Below are 15,293 nucleotides of genomic sequence, written 5' to 3'. Positions count from 1 at the left end.
GCGGTCACCAGCCGGGGTAGCGGTCCCACCAGTCCGGGTCACTTCCGGTGGTGTACTCGGTGCCGGACGGCCTGTCAACGAACTCGGCGAGCAGGTCACGTGCCAGCACATCGGCGACCCAGGCCAGTTCCAGTCGGGACACCGGTCCGACCGGGAGCGCGTTCGCGCCGTGCCGCGCGCCGAGCAGCGCTCCTACGGTCGCTGCCGCATGGCGACCGTGCGGTGCGGAGGCGGCGAACAGCAGGGCGTCGTGCAGTTGCCCCCGGTCGGGGAACGACAGGGCGACGTAGACGGCTCCCGCGAGCGCTGACAGCGCGCGGCCGTCGGGGACGAGCCGTGTCAGTGCCTCCGGGTCACGCGGATGCTCCCGAGCTGCTTGCGCCGCCTCGGTGAGCGGCCGACCGGTCAGCACCCGGAGGAAACTCTGACACTCCTGTTGCGCCCGCTCCACCGACTCCTCGACACCGTGGCCCTTGGCCACCGCGCTGATCATCGTCGCGCCCAGTGCGGCGGCGTCCACCGCCTCGGGACCGTGCGTGGTGGCCGCCAACTCCGCAGCGAACCGGCCAGGCTCCGGATGCCACCATTCGACCAGGCCGGCGGGCAGGGTGCGGGTGAGCCCGTGTGCCCCCACGCTGGTCCAGACGCGGTCCTTGTCGGGGTCCAGTACCGGCTGGACCTGCAGAGCGGAGACGGTGGCCGGAGCGGACCCGCGGTGAACACTCAACGCCGGCACCTGCGCGAGCCAGCCGTCCGGCCAGTCTTCTTCCCGCCAGCGCTCGATCCCAGGGATGCCCTGCACCGATGCCCAGCGCGTGTAGGCGTGCCACACGACGCTGGGCGGATGGCAGATTCCCTTGTGTGTTCCCCGGACGTCGGCGCGGATGATGCCCTCGATGGTGAAGCAGGCGAGTTGGCCGGCGCTCGTCGCCCGTAACAGGCCCTCGGCCGGCAGATGGCCGCCAGTCACGCCCACCGCGTCACCGAGCATCAGCCCGAGCACGCAGCCCCTCGCCGTGGCGAGCTGCTCCGCCGTCACCCTGGTCATTCCGAGCAGCATAGGGGCGGGCGGCGCGAGCGCGGCCCGGGGTCGGGATGTCGACATGACGACGTAGGCCGGTCGCCTGGACGAAGATTTCCCGCTTGACAGTCGCGGTGCCTCGACGGTTGAGCACGTAGCCGGTCAGCCAGATCCAGTCGGTGTGCGGCACCTCCGGGCCGACCGACACGACCCGGAACGTCAGCGCGCGGCCGCCGCCGAACTGCACCGACGCGCGGCCGTCGACCCGTAGCAGGTCGCCGGGTTGCGGGCGCACCGCTACCAGAGGCCGTCGTTCGGCGGGCGGCACTCCCGGGCGTGCATGGTCTGCCAGTCCCGCAGGGCGCGCTTCAGCCTGTCGTTCTCCTGCGCGAGCAGGCGTACCTGCCGGTGCAGCTCGGTCAGCTCGTCGGCGACCTGAGTCTGGAACTCGCGTACCTGATCGGGGTCGACGCCCGGCCTGCGGGCGTCGAAGGCATGGGTGCGCACCTCGTGCGGGGTCATCCGGGCCGGTAGGCCGGTCAGGTAGACCCGGCCGGATCGATACTGCGTCACGTCGGTCCTTTCCGAGGTGGGCGGAGACGCGGCGGGTCGGTGCGGTGGGTCTGGAAGGGCGGGCCGTCCGCAGGCCGGCCGCGGGCGGCCCGCCCGCTCCGTCCCCGCAGCCCAGATCGGCGGTACGGAGGCGGAGCAGTCCGGAGGGTCGGGACGGGTACGCGCACCCGCCCCGACCGGGGGATGAGCCGAACTCGTTGCCACGCGAGGAGCGGCCCGGTAGCAACACTAACGGCTTAGCCGTTTAAGTCAACCACTGATTGTTGTCGTTCATGGGCGTTTCGTGATCGAATTGGCGTGCCACGCAAGGAGCGCCATGCCTACGACACCCGACTACATCCGCATCTCCGACGACATCATTGCTGCTGTTCGGAGCAGGCGGCTCAAGCCAGAAGACAAGCTGCCGTCGATCGCGCAGATGGCAGCGGACTACAAGGTCGGTACATCGACCATTCAGATGGTCTACGTCCGGCTGGAGGCGCTCGGCGTTATTCGGCGTCACCAGGGCAAGGGCATCTTCGTGACCGACCCGAAGACCTGGATGAGAGAGCCGTGACCGGCGTCAGTCCAGCGGAACCCACCCGGTCGGCGCGCGACTCGCCATACTGTCGGCGATGGCTGCTGAGGTGCGTACCGAAGACGGTTGTCGCCTGTGGGCGGAGCAGGCCGGCGTCGGGTCGCCGCTGGTGCTCTGTCACGGCGGTCCGGGGCTCTGGGACTACCTCGGCCCGGTCGCCCGACTGCTCGACCGGCACGTCCGTGTCATCCGGTGGGACCAGCGTGGTTGCGGACGCTCCGAGCGGCGCGGTCCGTACTCCGTCGGCCGCTTCGTCGCCGACCTTGATGCGGTACGCGAACACCTGGCCGGGCCGCGAACGGCGGTGCTGGGCCACTCGTGGGGCGCACACCTGGCGCAGCGGTACGCGATCGAGCACCCGGAACGGGTCAGTCACCTCATATACGTCTCCGGTACCGGAATCGACGCCGAACGCGGCTGGCATCCGCACTACGAACGCAATCTCCGGCGGCGGCTCGGACCCCACCTGGACCGATGGGAGGCGCTGGGCGTTCGCGCCCGCACCCCGGCGGAGGAACGCGAGCGGGCGGTCCTGCAGTGGTCGGCCGACTTCGCCGACCCCGACGTTGCCATGTCGCACGCCGAGGACATGGCCACGCCGTGGCTGGGAATCAACGGCGACTGCAACCGGGCCGTCAACGCCGAGGTCAAGCAGGAACTCCGCACATCCGGGATCGCGGCGCGGTGCCGCACGCTCGACCTGCCCGTGCTGATCATCGACGGCCCCGAGGACATCCGCCCTCGCTGGGGTGTCGATTCGCTGGGAAGGCGTTGCCGAACTGCGAGCGGGTCAGCCTCACCGGAGCCGGCCACCTGCCATGGGTCGAGAATCCATGCGACTTCCGTCGGGCCGTGGCGACCTTCCTCGACGCGACGATGTGAGCCGGCGTCCGAAACCTGAACGCGGGACCCATCGGTAGCGGCCTGTCGATGATATCGGTACTTACGGCTGCCCCCGTCCCGTCGACGGGACGGCTAGAGTCTTCGCGTGATCGACCGGAAGCTGCTCTTGTCCGACCTGCAGAAGCAGGTCAAGAACCTGGAAAAGGACCTGCGGGAGCAGGCCGAATCGGTCGAGGAGGTGCGCCTCAAGCTGCGTGGCGAGTACGACCACGCTTTCAAGGTCGGGCGCACTGCCGCCACCTGGGCGGCCTGGCGTGACGAGCGCGTCACGCAGGCTGCCGTCGCCTGGGTGCTCGGCACCGTGTTCGTACGCTTCTGCGAGGACAACGGCCTGCTGCCCGACCCCTACCTCGCCGGGCCGGGGGACCGCCTGGTCCTCGCCGAGGAGGCCGAGGCGCATTTCTTCCGCGACCAGCCGGACAAGACGCTGCGCGACTGGCTGCACCAGGGCTTCGACGCCATCGCCGATACCCAGGCCGGGAAGTCACTGTTCGACAGGCGGCACAACCCGCTCTACCAGATCCCGACGTCCCACGACGAGGCGAAGAACCTGATCGCCTTCTGGCGTCGGCGCGGCGAGACCGGCGGCCTGGTCCACGACTTTACCGACCCTGAGTGGGACACCCGCTTCCTCGGTGACCTCTACCAGGACCTGTCCGAGGCGGCCCGCAAGACGTACGCGCTGCTCCAGACCCCCGAGTTCGTCGAGGAGTTCATCCTAGACCTGACGCTCACCCCGGCGATCGACGAGTTCGGCCACGACGTGGTCAAGATGATCGACCCGACCTGCGGCTCGGGCCACTTCGTCCTGGGCGCGTTCCACCGCCTGTTGAAGGAGTGGGAGCAGCACGCTCCCAACCGTGACCCCCACGAGCGGGTACGCCTCGCGCTCGACGCCGTTCACGGCGTTGACATCAACCCGTTCGCGGTAGCCATCGCGCGCTTCCGCCTTTTGGTCGCCGCCCTGCGCGCCAGCGACGTCAAGACCCATGCCGACTCGGCTGGCTACACCTTGCCGATGCACCTGGCGGTCGGTGACGCGCTGATCAAGCACCGTGCGGGCACGCTGTTCGGCGGCGACCCGATGACCGAGTTCGCCTACGCCACCGAGGACGTGCAGGAGCACGGGGGAATTTTGAGCCCTGGCCGCTATCACGTCGTGGTCGGCAACCCGCCCTACATCACCGTGAAGGACAAGGGCCTCAACGAGGCATACCGCGAGATGTACGACGCCTGCTATCGCGAGTACGCCCTGTCGGTGCCCTTCGCGCAGCGCTTCTTTCAACTCGCCAAGCCGGGCGACGGCGACGGCAAGAGCGCCGGGCACGTTGGGCAGATCACGGCCAACTCGTTCATGAAGCGTGAGTTCGGCAAGAGGCTCATCGAGAAGACGTTTGCGGTCGAGGTTGAGTTGACCCACGTTATCGACACTTCGGGCGCCTACATACCCGGTCACGGCACGCCGACCGTCATCCTGATCGGTCGCAACACCAACCGCAGTCGGGCGGGTATCGTCCGTACGGTTATGGGCGTCCGCGGAGAGCCGGGTGCGCCCGCCAACCCGAGCGAGGGCCTTGTCTGGCGGGCGATCACCGAGCAAATTGAACGGCCCGGCTCTGAAAGTCAGTGGGTCAGCGTCGATAACGTCACTCGTCCGTTCTTCAACGCACACCCTTGGAGCTTGGCTGGCGGCGGCGCCTCCGGATTGCAGGAAGCGATTGAGGTCAACGGCCCCAAGCTTGGAGCAGATGTCGTACGCATCGGTTTCGTAGGTATGACGCACGCTGACGATGTGATGCTGATGCCGCAGCGAGCGCCGCTTCGAGTCAGGCTGGAGTCGCACTACTTCCGCGACGTTGCAGCAGGCGAGGACGTGCGCGATTGGAGGGCTGAGGACGGAGGCCTAGTTTTCTACCCATACGATGACGCTAAAGCAGTCCGTCCCTTGTCGATCGAGAGCGGGACTGGTCGGTGGATCTGGTCATGGCGCACGGTGCTCGGCAGTCGGGCAACATTTGACCGCCTCACCTATTTCCAGGCTGAGAAAGCCTGGCACTCGTGGCACCAGATTCCGAAGGATGAGGGCACGCACGAGTGGTCGATCTCCTTCGGGGAGGTAGCGACGCATAACCACTTCGTGCTGGATCGAGGTGGAAAGGTCTTCAAGCAGACCGCGCCGGTGATCAAGCTGCCGGAGAACGCATCGGGGGATGACCATCTGCGCCTGCTTGGTTTGCTCAACAGTTCTACCGCCTGCTTCTGGTTGAAACAGGTGTGCCACAATAAGGGCAGCCAAGGCGTGAACGAGGGCTTTAAGAGCCAGGAGTGGGAACGGTTCTACCAATTCAACGGCACGAACGTACAGCGGTTTCCGCTGCCGTCCGCGTACCCCCTTGATCTGAGCCGGGAGATCGACGGCCTGGCGCAGCGGCTCGCCACGGTGGCCCCGGCGGCGGTCGCCGCCGCCGGGGTGCCGACCCGCGAGCGGCTGGACGCCGCCGCCTACGAGTGGCACTACGTTCGCGGCGCGATGATCGGCTTGCAGGAGGAGTTGGACTGGCAGGTCTACTCGCTCTACGGGCTGCTGGACGACGACCTGACCGCGCCGGAGAGCGTCCGGCCGCCGATGCTGGCGCTGGGGGAGCGGGCGTTCGAGATCGTGCTCGCCCGCAAGATGCGCGACGAGGGCCTGGAGACGCAGTGGTTCGCCCGGCACGGGTCGAAGCCGATCACCGAGCTGCCGGCGCACTGGTCGGACGAGTACCGGGCAATCGTGGAGCGGCGGATCGCGGTCATCGAGGGCAACCGCAACATCGGGCTGATCGAACGGCCGGAGTGCAAGCGGCGGTGGGCCACCGACGGCTGGGAGGTGATGCAGCGCAAGGCGCTGCGCGACTGGCTGCTGGACCGGTGCGAGGCACGTGAGCTGTGGTACCACCACGTCGACGGGGTTGAGCAGCCGCGCCCGCTGACCACCGCGCAGCTCGCCGACGAGCTGCGCCGCGACGCCGACGTGCTCACCGTCGCGGGCCTCTACGCGCCCGGCCAGGATCTCGGCAAGGTGATCGCCGACCTGGTCGCCGACGAGCACGTGCCGCACCTGGCCGCGCTGCGCTACAAGGAGTCCGGGCTCGCCAAGCGGGCCGACTGGGAGCAGGTGTGGGACCTTCAGCGGGCCGAGGACGCCCTGCCCGACGAGGCCGCGAAGCGGGAGTTCCGCAAGCAGATCCCGGTGCCGCCGAAGTACACCTCGGCGGACTTCCTCAAGGGCAGCTACTGGAAGCACCGGGGCAAGCTCGACGTACCCAAGGAACGCTTCGTCTCGTACCCCGGCGCCGGCCGCGACGGTGACCCGTCGCTGCTGGTCGGCTGGGCCGGCTGGGACCACCGCGAGCAGGCCCAGGCCCTCGCCACCCTGATCGTCGCCCGCGAGCAGGAGGACGGCTGGGCCGCCGACCGGCTGTTGCCGCTGGTCGCGGGGTTGCGCGAGATCCTTCCCTGGGTACGCCAGTGGCACGGCGAGTTCGACCCGGAATGGGGGTCCTCGCCCGCCGACATCTACGCCGGGTTCCTCGCCGAGACCACCAACCGGCTGCACCTCACCGACGAGGCGCTCAGCTCGTGGCGCCCGCCCAAGGCCACCCGTGGCCGTAAGGCCAAGCAGTGAGCTCGACTGCCCAGGCGGAGACGACGTGGTGGCTCCCCGAGGACGTTGCCCACGTCGAGTGGTGGCTGACGGGCCGTATGCAGTCCAGGCTGTGGCACCTGACCGAACCGGCAACGGTCGCCGACTGGGTCTTCGCCGATCCCGTCCCGGCTCCCCGCGAACCAGCTCCGGCGGACATCGCCCCGGCCTGGCAGAAGCAGATGAACGCCACCCGGCTGATGTCCTGGGCACTGGTGGGCTTCGTGATCCGGATGGCGGTACCCGAGGCGTTGTCCACCGCGGGTCAGCACTGGCATGTGTCCAGGTTCGATCTCGGTGAAGGCCCGTTGCTGCGGCTGGTCGTCGGACCGCTGGAACTTCTCCGCCTCCCGGAGGACGGGGGAGAGGTACGGCTCCGGCTGGCCAAGCTGCCGCTCGAAATCGCAGCCGATGCCGGCATGCTGGACGTCGAGAACGACTGGCCCGAGCAGGGGATCGAACTTACCGACGACCCGACGGTGACCTTCGAGGAGGACAAGATCCTGCTCACCTGCCCGGACCTCAGCACGGCGCTCGGGCTCCTGCTGCAGCGGCCGGTCATGGCCAGTCTTCGCATGCTCGGCGCCGGCCTGTCCACAAAGCGATACCCCTTCAAGCGCAAGTACCGGCGTGACTACGCGACGAAGGCATGGCAGGCGAGCGAGATCTGGTGTGCGGTCTGGTCCGCTGTACAGGCCGGATCCCCCGCCACCCACCAGGGGTTCGACGATCCGTACACACCGGCCACGGCACCGTCACGGGTGCCGGAGCAGCGGTCGTACGACGCCGGCGCCTACCTGGCCGGTGTTCGGGAACACGACCGGCTCTGTCAGGTCCTGATCGGGCATCTGCGACTGCGAGGGCTGACAGCGGGCGCTGGCCTGCACGGCGTACCGGTGGATCTGGCCTGGCTGGATGGTCAGGATCGACAGTTCATCGCCGAGGTGAAGAGCACGACGGTCGGCAACGAAAGCGAACAGCTTCGGTTCGGCCTCGGTCAGGTTCTGGAATACCGCCATCGCTTGGCCATGCTCGACGTGCCGGTCACTGCCGTACTGCTGGTGTCGCAATACCGCGACCACGCATGGTGGGGTACCTGCGATGACAGCGATGTCGTTCTGCTCGCCGAAGATGACCTGCCGAACTGGTTGACCTGAGAATCACGCCGGAAGGGCCGACTCGTGTCACTCGCTGAGATTGGATCATGCGATCTCGACGTGTCTGATCACTCTCCCGGGGAGGAGCGATGAACGCGGCTCTGCCGTTCGGGTGGAGGGTCAGCACGGCCCTTCCGGCTCGCGGGCGGCTGCAACAGTTCCGGCTCCAGGACCGCGTCGCGTTCCGCTGTACGCGCTGCGACCGGGAGAAGACGTCCCGGCTGGTCTGCGTCGTTGCCGGGAATTGGTCGTCGCTGCTCTGCAACGGCTGCTACGGCCTTCTGTCGAAGGAGCAGGCGTCGGCTGCCCCGCTCGCGACGCATGGTCCGGCTTCCGCCGCGCCGACGCAAGTGCCCGCCTCGGTGGGTGTTGCCCGGGGAAGCCGTGCCGATCAACTGCGCAAGAACATCGTCGAGCTGGCGAAGCTGCTGCGGATCCGGGCCGAGGAGGGTGAGCGCGGGCTCACGAAGGCCGACCGCACGGCATTAACCGCGCTGGCTGACGAGAACGAGACAGCCGTCGCCCTGCGCTATGCGGAACTGCTGGCCGAGGGCGACGCCCTGGTGGCGCAGGTCGAATTCGACCACCGATCCCACCATCGGTTCGCCCGCGTCGCGGGAATTCTCGCCGCCGAGCGCGGCGTCGCGCTCCAGCGGCTGCACAAGCGGTACGAGACGCGGCTGGCTGCCGTCCGCGCGGCATCGAAGGCACCGGACCATCTTGCCGCGATGGTGATGCAGCAGGTCGGCGGCGAGGCGTTCCGGCAGGCCCTGGCCGCCGTTCTTCGACGGCGCGGATTGCAGCTCGGTGCGCTCGACGTGCCGACCAGTGGATACTGGGCCTGGCTCGCGGACAGCCGGCTCGACCCGGCGTACGCGGAAGGGGCCTTGCCGCCCCCGGTGCGGGAACTGCGGCGAATGGACGCTCACGCGTTCCTGCGGGTGTTGCACGCTGACGCCTACGGCACCCGGCCGAACGGTTTCCTCGGCCACCCCGCCGTTGTCGAACGGTGGCACACCCACTCCGGCCAGGTGTACTCCCACATCAGGGCGGCCCGCGACCAGAGCGCGGCCGAGTTCGAGACGTCCGGAGGCGTCAGGGCAGGCGTGCGACCCGACCGTCTGCGGGCAGACGTCCAGGCGGTCGCCCGGGCCGGCGCGCGTCGGGCCACGTCCGGGCTCAGGCTGAAGGAACTGCGGCTGCGCGCCGTGCGATTCCACCGGACCCTTCCCATGCAACGCCTGCGCGCCGCATGTCTCACCGAGGCCGCGGCCCGGCTCGCCCGCGCCGACCCGAAACTCGGCGCACTGGTCGCGTCGGCCTGCGCCGACCACCGTGCCCGGTGCGCGAAGGTCAACGACCCGCACCCGTGCGCCACCTGCGTGCAGGAGGTCGCCGAGCGGGTACGGCAGCATCGAACTCCGCAGCGGGCGGAGACGGTGCCCACCCCGAAAGTGACGCTCGAGGCCAAGGCCGACCAGGCCATCGCGGAGCTGAGACAGCAGGTGGCTGGCCCGGTGTCCGCTGCCGGCGACAACCCGACCGCGTTCGTCTGCTCAGCAGCACGGGAGCGGCTTGCACCGGAGACGCTGGCCGAGCTCGCGGTGGTGGAGACGCACACGGTGCCTGACACACCACGGTTCGGCTACGCCTGGGTGACGGAAGCCGGCGAGATGCACACCGGCGTCGGCGCTGCGGCGAACCCGCAGGACGCGTCGGTCCAGGCCGTCTGCCGAGCCGCTCTCGAGATCGGCGAGAACCAGCCGCGCGTACATCTGGTCTCCCGGGACCCCGAAGCGGTCGCCTACGTGCAGCTCGTCCTACGGACCGGCACCGTTCCGCCGGATCCGGGATTCTCGCTGTCGGACGACACAGTCGAACTTCTCGTCGATGTGGCGTCGTTCCGTCAGCACATCTCTGTCCACGCCGACCTGTGCCCGCGTCCACACCGTGGTGCCGAGACCGCCGGCCACCTTGCCGCGCTCGCGCTCTCCGCAGACGGGGGCCGGGGCGCAAAGGGCCGTGTGCGCGTCGACCTCGACATGATCGCTCGCAACGTCGGCAGGGGCGTCGGCTACAAGCCCACCAGCCCGGACGAGGAGAGCGACCACGCCTGGTGGCTGCCGGCGCAGGAGAACGGGCCGTCCCGTCCGCACGAGCTGGCGTGGCGTACCGCTCTGTATCGGATGCACATCGCCGGCGGATGGTGTGCGCTGCCCGAACCACGCACGGGGGAGTCATGGCAGGAGGGACAACTACGCCTGCGGATAGACCACGAGGAGACGCAGCGCCCGTCGGTCGGCCAGGTCCAGGAGGTGACCGTGCGCCGCCGTGGCGGACAGTGGGAACTCGGCGACATTCGCTGGCCCCGCGGCCTCGCACCGGGTGTCATCGTCACCTTCCGCCGGCGGCCGGGCGGTTCGATGATCAAGGCGCGCACGGCCCTGCTACCGCAGCCGGAGCAGGTTGACGGCGTCGAGTTCCTGCATCGATACGACGCCCAGGTGGTGACCCGGGAGAGTGCCCCTGGCTTCGACCAGGATCGGGAGGTTCCGGACCTGTCCGATGCGAGCTGGGTCCTCCGCACCCTGCGGAAGCTCGGCTATCTGAGCGTGGACGGCACCGCCACGCTGGTCGAGGAGGCACTCGTGCGCAACTGTCTCGCTCTCGGGCTCTCGCGCCACCGTGCGAGCCGCATCGGCAGCGCCGTCGACCAACTGCTGCGTTCCGGTCGTATTCAGCGCGTGCAGGGCAGCCTGGACGGCAGTGGGCGGCCCTGGTACCCGCCTCAGCCGGACCGACACCGCATTTCGCTGCTGCGGTACGTCCCACGAGTGGAAGCCGTGGAGACGCACCGGACCACGCCCACTGAGTGGCATCCGCACCGGAGAGGCTTCAAAGTGCCAGGTCACCTGCGACGGCTCCCGCCTGGGGCGAAGGCTTCCGAAGAGCGGATCGAGGCATTCAAGGAAGCGGCGCGCTCCTTTCAGATCGTGGAGCGCGAGCTGCCCGACACGCACACCTACGTGGGGCCTCACGAGAAGAAGCGTTGAGAAGTCTTTCTACGACGAGAACTGGAGGCCGCGCGTGGCCGACCTGACCGAGGCCGAGGCCGATGCCGGTGGGAGATGGTGGAACGCGGACGACGTGGCGGACGTGACCGAGATGCTCGCCGCGCGCCGCTCCCGCCTCTGGCAGGTCACGACTCCCGCCGACTTGGCTGTCTGGGTCTTCCGGGCGCCCGCGCCGTCGCCGCTCGACCCGGCGCCCGTCGCCCTCGATGGTGAGTGGGACACCGGCCTCGACGAGGCGGGCCGTGAGGCGTGGGCGCTCGCCGGCTGGGTGGCCCGCACTGTCGTGCCGGACGCCGCCGCCACCGCCGGCAGGTACTGGATCCTGTCCCACCTGGACGATGCCGCACCCGCCGTGTTGCGGCTGACCGTCGGGGTGCTGGAGATCCTCGGCCTGTACGAGACGGGTGAGGAGGTCTGGCTCCGGTCCCACGCCGCGCCGATCCTCTCGGCGATCGAGGCCGGTGCGGTCGATCCGCAGGAGTGGGAGCGCCGCGGCATCGACGTGGCGGACGACCGCACCAGGACCCTCGCGGAAGACAAGGTCCTCCTCACCTGCCCCGACCGCGCCACGGCGCGCTGGCTGCTGCGACAGCCGCCGGTCATCGCCGGTCTTCGGCTGCTGTCCTGCTGGGTGGCCGCCGGACCGTACTCGTTCGAGGGCCGATACCGTCCGGAGGTCGTCGCGCGAGCGTGGCAGGCGTCGCAGTTGCTGGCCGGCGACGGCCTGGATGCGCTGACCGGTGGCGGACACGGCTTCGACCGGCCGTACACCGGTGCGGCGACGACCGGCGACCAGCCGACGCAGCGGTCGTTCGACGCCAACGCGTACCGGGCCGGGGTGGGCGAGCACGACCGTCTCTGCCGGTCGCTGATCGCCCACCTGTCCCGCTCGCGCCTGGCAGCGGGATCCGGCCTGGCCGGGGTGCACGTCGACCTGGCGTGGCGCGACGTCGACGGACACCAGTTCATCGCCGAGGTGAAGAGCGTGGTCGGCGGCAACGAGGTCGAGCAGCTCCGGCTCGGTCTCGGGCAGGTGCTGGAGTACCGGCACCGGCTGGCCGCCTGGGGTGTCGCCGTCACCGCTGTCCTGCTGGTCTCGCAATGCACTGACCCGGACTGGGCGGCGATCTGCGCGAACAGCGGAGTGCTGCTACTGACCGGCGAAGACGAGGCGGCCTGGCCCGCAAAGCTCATGACGGCAGCAGTCTGACGAATTTGCCGAGACCATTGGGCGGTGCGCTCGCCGGAAAATACTTGCTAGGGTGTCGGTCGCGGAAGCAACGATGAATTTTCGAGGTGGGTCATGCCGTTCCCCATAGTCCTGGTCGCCGTCGCTGCGGGAACGACGGCGGCCAACCTTATCGGAAATAAGATCATTGGGATTCAGGCCAAGAAGAAGCTGGAAGAAATAACCAGCGAGCACGACGCGGAGTACGCGAAGCACCGGGCAGCCGCCGATTCCACCTCGGAAAAGCTCAGAGGGTTGGGCGAGTGCCAGCAGGCGGCCCTCGACTCCGTGATCCCCCGCGTGAAGGCGTTCGCCGAGCGCAACGAGCGCCAGTTGCGGATGCGCGGCCGCCAGATCGTCGAGGACGGTGAGGCGCCCGAAAATCGCGAGATCGACGCGTCCCCCGAGGTCTCGGGTCCTGGCGAGGTCGCGAGCGCGATGGCCGGCATTGTGTCCGCTGCCGCGGGCAACGGTCTCGGTGCCGCCGCCTATGCCACCGTGGCGAAGATGGCCACGGCATCTACCGGCACTGTGATCAACGCGTTGAGCGGCGCAGCGGCGAAGAACGCCACCCTCGCGGCGATCGGAGGCGGCGCCAAGGTCGCCGGAGGTGGGGGGATCGCGGCGGGTGTGTTCCGGCTCAACCTCATCACCGCGGTCCCGGCGGTCGCGCTCAGCATCGGCTTGATGATCAAGTCGAAGTCCGACGCCGATACGGTGATCGCCAAGTACGACGCGGACGTCAAGACGGCAATCGCCAAATACCACCACCAGGACGAACTCCTTCGCGGCATCGACGAGCGGGTCGACGAGATGCAGGACGTGCTGGCCGATCTCGTGCGGCGCGCAGGCGAGACGATCGACGGCCTGGAGCAGGCCGAACGCGAGCCCGGCGGCTTCGATCTCGCCCGTGACGACCACGCGCACCTTCTCCAGACGGCGCTGCTTGTCGTCAAGGGCGTCGCCGAGGTCAGCGCGGCGCCGGTCGTGAACGACGATCTGACGCTCGACCCCAGTGGTGAATTCCTCGTGATCAAATACCGCGACTACGACCCGGAGAGCGCAAGTGTCTGACACCCGTAGGAGTGCCAAAGAAAAAGTCGATTGGGTGGCCACGGCACCGGACGCCGCACAATTCCTCATGGCGATCGTCGACGTGGCGAAGCGGGTCGACGCGAATCTGACCGAACGCGTCCGTATCGTCGCGGAACGCGACAAGGAGATCGCCAGGATCAGCGCCGCGAGTCAGGGCCTGCGGGACTATCTGGATCGCGTTTTCGCCGAGCGCCGGGAACTGCATCAGGGTTTCTTCGTTCGGCTCGACAAGGCCATCGAGGACCGCGACCCGGAAACCATCCGCGCCTGTGTGACCGGAATCGTCGAGGTCGCCAAGCACTCGCCTCTCAACGACATCGTGGAACTGCGCTCCGTCTGGGCGGACCCGGATGCGGTGATCGAGATATAGCCCGCGCGCCTTGACCCGGACCGGCGCCGGGCGCGACGATTCGGTGAGCATCGATGAGTAGGCGTTTGTGCGCTGACCAGCGGTACGGGGAGGCAGGGTGGAGTCGAGTGCGCCGGACGAACGACCGCTCCTGCTCAAGGCACATCGGACCGTGAACGCCGGTGACGGCCACTACGCCTTCACCGACCTTCGCAAGACGAGCCTGGGTGATGTACGGACACGGCAGTTCCGGCTCTTCACACCGATCAGGCGGCAGCGGATGCGGCTGCCCACGTCACTGCCGGAGTTCGCCGAACTCCGGCACGTGGCGAATCTGTCCGACAGCCCCGTGACGGTCGCCGCGCAGCTCGGCGGCCACTGGACCGAGCACAACCTGGCGGCCATCACGCACGTCGCCGCCTGCAACTTCCGATGCTCCTACTGTTACGTCGACTACGCCCACCTGGCCGGAGGTGACCGGTTCACCGCGACCGCCGAGGCCGTCGTGGCGGAGTTCGTCGCGCTGAGAGCAGCAGCGCTTCGGACCGGCCAACGGCTCAGCCTGCTTCGCGTGAGCGGCGGAGAGCCACTGCTCGCACCTGGTCTCGTCATCGACATTCATCGTGTCTTGGCCGAGCGTGACCTGCTGGATGCCGTGGTCCTCAAAGTGGAGTCGAACCTGTCCGCCCTGACCTACGCGTGGCGGCAAGGCCGCGCCGATCCCGGCCCGGCCGAACGGGCATCGATGCGCAGGACCAAGCTCCACACGACGCTGCACCACCCGCCCGACAGCCGCGAGTGGCCGGCCATCCGCGACGGCCTGGCCCTGGCACTCGACATCGGCTTCGACGTGTTTCCGGCGATCGGGGCCACCGACTGGTCCGCCGCACAACTCGAATCGCTCTTCTGGGAACTCACCCGGATCAGCCCCGGGCTTCCACGGCGTCTTGCGGTCCGGCCGTTCCACCTGGACTATCCGGCGTTGGCCGACAGACGGCGGTTGCCGCAACCGGCGGTGAGTGAAGCTCCCTCCGTCACCTGGGAAGGAATCCTCCGGAGACACGTGGGTGTCGGATACCTCGCCCGACCGCGTCATCTGGTACCGCTCAGCTGAGCACGAATTCCCACCTGCCTCTGGAGGAGCGATGCAGGCCCTCAAGTCCGTCACGATATGCAGCAGCTCCAAGTTCTATGACACAGCCCGCAAGGCGGAAGCGGCCCTACGCGCCCTCGGCATGACCGTCTACACCCCCCGCTACGACTACAGCGAGCAGCTCGTGACCGTTGACGAGTCGGACAAGGCCCGGCTCACCCATGAGTTCCTGGCGAAGATCGACAGATCCGACGCCGTATTCGTGATCGCCAACGACGGCTACGCGGGAGCAAGCGTCTGCATCGAGGTCGGCTATGCCGCCGGGCAGGGAAAAACGATCCTGTTCTCCGAGAAGCCGGCCGAACTCGCGTTACGGGCGCTCGTCGACGCCGTCGTGCCGGTGGACGACATCACCGACGGCGTGCGGTCGATCGGTCATGTCGGCGGCGCGGCGCGGAGGTCGCCGTGATAATCGCCGCTCCCGGTCCGTCCAGCCGGCTGTTCGGCCCTGCCGCCGAAGTCGTCGGCCGGCTTCTCA

At 68.6% G+C, this 15,293-nt stretch carries 13 protein-coding genes; 10 read left to right on the top strand and 3 right to left on the bottom strand.

What is annotated here, in order from left to right:
- Nucleotides 1-4: 4 nt before the first annotated feature.
- From ACGFIA_RS05355 to ACGFIA_RS05345, 3 genes are read right to left on the bottom strand one after another with little or no spacing between them, the layout of a single operon-like run.
- Complete coding sequence (locus tag ACGFIA_RS05355) at nucleotides 5-1,003, bottom strand: ADP-ribosylglycohydrolase family protein (RefSeq protein ID WP_393258765.1); 999 nt, start codon at nucleotides 1,001-1,003, stop codon at nucleotides 5-7.
- Nucleotides 981-1,316 carry a hypothetical protein gene (locus ACGFIA_RS05350; RefSeq protein ID WP_393258763.1) on the bottom strand — a complete coding sequence of 112 codons (336 nt, stop codon included), beginning with the start codon at nucleotides 1,314-1,316 and terminating at the stop codon, nucleotides 981-983. Before ACGFIA_RS05350 ends, ACGFIA_RS05355 begins: the two co-directional genes overlap by 23 nt.
- A 2-nt stretch (nucleotides 1,317-1,318) precedes the next feature.
- Nucleotides 1,319-1,594 (bottom strand): DivIVA domain-containing protein, encoded by a 276-nt coding sequence (locus ACGFIA_RS05345; protein WP_393258761.1) that lies wholly within the window; start codon nucleotides 1,592-1,594, stop codon nucleotides 1,319-1,321.
- A 316-nt stretch (nucleotides 1,595-1,910) separates the two neighbouring features.
- Between ACGFIA_RS05345 and ACGFIA_RS05340 the strand changes: the two genes are divergently transcribed.
- From ACGFIA_RS05340 to ACGFIA_RS05295, 10 genes are all read left to right on the top strand, one after another.
- Entirely contained in the window at nucleotides 1,911-2,150 is a 240-nt protein-coding gene (locus ACGFIA_RS05340) for a winged helix-turn-helix domain-containing protein (protein ID WP_209962198.1), read from the top strand.
- A gap of 58 nt (nucleotides 2,151-2,208) precedes the next feature.
- Entirely contained in the window at nucleotides 2,209-3,072 is an 864-nt protein-coding gene (locus ACGFIA_RS05335; RefSeq protein ID WP_393258759.1) for an alpha/beta fold hydrolase, read from the top strand.
- 87 nt (nucleotides 3,073-3,159) lie between these two features.
- Nucleotides 3,160-6,741, top strand: a complete 3,582-nt coding sequence (gene pglX, locus ACGFIA_RS05330; RefSeq protein ID WP_393258757.1) for a BREX-2 system adenine-specific DNA-methyltransferase PglX — start codon at nucleotides 3,160-3,162, stop codon at nucleotides 6,739-6,741.
- Nucleotides 6,738-7,916, top strand: coding sequence for a hypothetical protein (locus ACGFIA_RS05325; RefSeq protein WP_393258755.1), 1,179 nt, complete (start codon nucleotides 6,738-6,740; stop codon nucleotides 7,914-7,916). The genes pglX and ACGFIA_RS05325 overlap by 4 nt, the downstream gene beginning before the upstream one ends.
- Before the next feature lie 89 nt (nucleotides 7,917-8,005).
- Nucleotides 8,006-10,969 carry a hypothetical protein gene (locus tag ACGFIA_RS05320; RefSeq protein WP_393258753.1) on the top strand — a complete coding sequence of 988 codons (2,964 nt, stop codon included), beginning with the start codon at nucleotides 8,006-8,008 and terminating at the stop codon, nucleotides 10,967-10,969.
- A gap of 34 nt (nucleotides 10,970-11,003) precedes the next feature.
- On the top strand, nucleotides 11,004-12,200 hold the full coding sequence (locus ACGFIA_RS05315) for a hypothetical protein (protein ID WP_393258751.1): 1,197 nt from the start codon (nucleotides 11,004-11,006) through the stop codon (nucleotides 12,198-12,200).
- A 93-nt stretch (nucleotides 12,201-12,293) separates the two neighbouring features.
- Complete coding sequence (locus ACGFIA_RS05310) at nucleotides 12,294-13,292, top strand: hypothetical protein (RefSeq protein ID WP_393258749.1); 999 nt, start codon at nucleotides 12,294-12,296, stop codon at nucleotides 13,290-13,292.
- A complete protein-coding gene (locus ACGFIA_RS05305) occupies nucleotides 13,285-13,683 on the top strand; it encodes a hypothetical protein (protein WP_393258747.1) in 399 nt (132 codons plus the stop codon). Before ACGFIA_RS05310 ends, ACGFIA_RS05305 begins: the two co-directional genes overlap by 8 nt.
- A 97-nt stretch (nucleotides 13,684-13,780) precedes the next feature.
- A complete protein-coding gene (locus ACGFIA_RS05300; protein ID WP_393258745.1) occupies nucleotides 13,781-14,776 on the top strand; it encodes a radical SAM protein in 996 nt (331 codons plus the stop codon).
- Nucleotides 14,777-14,807: 31 nt separating this feature from the next.
- Entirely contained in the window at nucleotides 14,808-15,224 is a 417-nt protein-coding gene (locus ACGFIA_RS05295; protein ID WP_357208942.1) for a nucleoside 2-deoxyribosyltransferase, read from the top strand.
- The last annotated feature ends 69 nt before the right edge of the window (nucleotides 15,225-15,293 follow it).

The sequence above is a fragment of the Micromonospora sp. NPDC049203 genome (assembly GCF_043197215.1).
Taxonomy (GTDB): Bacteria; Actinomycetota; Actinomycetes; order Mycobacteriales; family Micromonosporaceae; genus Micromonospora.
Note: the sequence above shows the minus strand (reverse complement) of the source record. Positions and strands in the feature narration are given on the sequence as shown.